2 pseudogenes are annotated in these 3184 nt (G+C 63.9%); one reads left to right on the top strand and one right to left on the bottom strand.

Annotated elements, in window-relative coordinates:
• A pseudogene (locus tag EN745_RS32500) lies at positions 1-220 on the bottom strand (histidine kinase); the annotation flags it as partial.
• A gap of 288 nt (positions 221-508) precedes the next feature.
• On the opposite strand from EN745_RS32500, the pseudogene EN745_RS32495 reads away from it, so the two are divergent.
• Positions 509-3184, top strand: a pseudogene (locus tag EN745_RS32495) (kinesin); the annotation flags it as partial.

The raw sequence follows: 3184 nt of genomic DNA, 5'->3' as shown, positions 1-3184 counted from the left end.
GCCCATGCGCCAGGAGCAGCCTCTCCTTGACGTCCGCGTCGAGGATCTTGTCGCGCACGGCAAGCGCCTGCTGTACGAACAACGCCAGCACCTCCTGCTCGAGAACGCGATCGCCCATCGTCTGGCGCGAAAGATGCGCGAGATCCACAGGTCGTGACTGGGCCGTTCCCGAAACGTCGCCGCCGGGCATGGAAAAGGCAATGCCGCTTTCGCCGCGCATGGATATTGCAGCTCCTAGGTGTCTGACTGCCTGGAAAACTAGGCGAATCCCGTAGCAAACGGGTTAATGATTGGTCTGAAAAAATGTTGACAGGGAGGCGCCGAAATCACGTCTCCGTTAACCCTATATTTAAAGTTTTACGTATCGCCCAGAATGCAGGTTTTCTTTACCCCTGTGTGTCATTACGATACGAGGGTCCATTTTCAGCCTCCTGCGTGGGATAAGACAAGCCAGAATCTCGGGCCAAAATCATAAGTTCCTCGGCAGTTAGTACAGGGTAGCGAAGGCATGGCGAAGAAACCAACGATACGAACTCTCGACAGCGACGTAGCCAAGGAACTCGAACGGGCGCTCGACCTGGATTTGAGCGTAGAGGGAGATGGCGACGGCGGCCTCGATATGGCGGCGTCGATGGAAGACCTGGAAGCGCAGATTTCAGCCGCGGCTGACGAGCTGGCGCGCGAAGGGCGCAGCCAGAAGGAGGAGCCGGCGGTCGTTCAGAACCAGAACGCAAAACCAGCACAGAACACGCAGCCGGCGGCGAAGCCCAAGCCGGCCGAGTTGCGTCCGGTTGAAACGCGCAACGGCGCGCAGCCGGCCGGCTTCACCCCGGCCAATGATGACCGCCAGAAGGATTATCGCACGCTGCTGCACGGTCTCAACCGGCGCGCGTCGAGCACCATCTACTGGGTCGTGGCGTTCATTTCGCTGGCCTGGATCGCCGGCGCCGGCGGCCTGGCCAACCTCCTGTTCGGCCCGGGCATCTGGAAAATCCGCACCGTCGACCAGTTCTTCGCCCGCCCCGAGCTGATCGGCCTCGCGGTCGCGGCGATCATCCCCGTCATTTTGTTCTGGGCGTTCGCGGCGATGGTGCGCCGGGCCCAGGAGATGCGCATTGCGGCGCAGTCGATGACGGAAGTGGCCTTCCGCCTGGCCGAGCCGGAGAACCTTGCCCAGGACCGCGTCATGATGATCGGTCAGGCCGTGCGCCGCGAGGTGGCGGCGATGGGCGAAGGCATCGAACGCACGCTGGCGCGTGCCGTCGAGCTGGAAACGCTGGTGCACAGCGAAGTCAACCAGATCGAGCGGTCCTATTCGGAGAACGAAGCCCGCATCCGCTCGCTGGTCGACGGTCTCGGCAGCGAGCGCGAAGCCGTCGTCACCCATGCCGAGCGCGTCCGCGCCTCGATAGCCAGCGCGCATGAGACGCTTAGGGACGAGATCGGCTCGGCCAGCGACATCATCCGCGACTCGATCCTCAATGCCTCGACCAAGCTGTCGATGACGATCAACAATTCCGGCGACACGCTGATCGACCGCATCAACGAGAGCTCGATGTCGATCTTCGATTCTGTCGAAGGCCGGCTCGATACGATCACCGACCGGCTGTCGACCTCGGGCGAGGCCTTCGCCAGCCTGCTCGATACGCGTATCGCCAAGCTGACCGACACCACCGACGGCCTCACCCGGTCGCTGACCGACCTGCTCGACGACCGCACCAGCGGCATGGTTTCGCTGCTCGGCGGCGCCGCTCGCACGCTGAGCTCCGAGTTCGAAAACAGCCTCAGCGGCATAGAGCGCACGCTGGCCGAGCGCGGCCAGGCTTTGATCAGCGAATTCCAGACCCGCGCCGAGGCGCTCGACACCGGCACTCAGAAACTCAACGCCGCGCTCGAGGCGCGCGCGCGCCAGATCAACGAGACGCTGGTCGAACGCGCACGCGAGATCGCCCACACTTTCGCCGAGAGCAAGGACCAGCTGTCGGCGATGATCGACCAGGGCAAGACCCAGATCGGCGCGGACATGGCCGACATCGTCTCGTCAACCTCCTCCATGCTCGAGGCCCGCGCCAGCGACTTCGCCGGCCGCATGGAAGCCGCCCGCCATGTCGTGTCGCGTTCCTTCGACAGCGACATCCAGCGGCTCGCGGATGCCCGCGTCGGCATCGAGGAAGCGGTGGAGAACCACAGCCGCAAGCTCTCGGAAAGCCGTGACCGCATGGCTGCCGCCATGCAGGCCGACCTGGCGACGTTCGCCGAAAGCCGCGCCGGAATCGATGCAGCCGTGACCGACCAGGTGCAGAAGCTGGCGGAAGGCCGCAACCTTATCGCTCGCGCGCTGGAAGAGGATCTGCGCAAGGTCAACGAATCGCGCGCCGCCATCGACGCATCGCTCGGCAGCCATCTGGAGCAGCTCGAAGAGGGTCGCAACCGGCTTGCCCAGGCTTTGAATGAAGACTCAGGAAAACTCGTGCAAGCCCGTACGATCATTGATGAAATGGTTGCCGGGCATGTCGGGAAGCTCGCCGAGGGGCGCAACATTCTGTCGCGTGCCCTGGAAGCCGATCTCAGCAAGCTGGCCGACAGCCGCGCCAGCATTGATGGGCTGGTCGCCGGCCAGGTCGAGAAGATCGGCGAAGGCCGCTCCGTGCTTGCCAAGGCGCTCGAGACCGACATCATCGGCATCAGGAACCTGATCGAGACCCACTCCGCCAAGCTCGCCGAAGACAGGGGTGAGCTCAGCCGTTCGCTGGAGAGCGACCTGTCGGGCATCAGGAACCTGATCGAGGGTCATTCCGTCAGGCTGGCCGACGACCGCAGCTTGCTGTCGCAGACGCTCGAAGCCGACCTCGCCAAGCTGGCGGAGGGCCGGGCCAGCATCGACGGGCTGGTCGCAGGCCAGGTCGAAAAGCTCGCCGAGGGCCGCGATATCCTCAAGCGCGCGCTCGAGGCCGATATCAGCACGATCAAGGGCGCCATCGCCGGTCATTCCGAGCGGGTCGCGGAAGAGCGCAGCCAGCTATCCAGGGCCCTGGAAGCCGATCTGCAGAACGTCAACAGCCTGATAGCGGATCACACGAACCGGCTCGTCCAGGATCGCTCGACGCTGTCGCAGGCCCTGCAGGACGACCTGCAGAACGTGAACGGCATCATGGCCGATCACCAGAACCGGCTGGTCCAGGAC

This window comes from Mesorhizobium sp. M4A.F.Ca.ET.022.05.2.1 (assembly GCF_003998845.1).
GTDB lineage: Bacteria > Pseudomonadota > Alphaproteobacteria > Rhizobiales > Rhizobiaceae > Mesorhizobium.
This window is presented reverse-complemented; position numbering and strand designations above follow the sequence as displayed.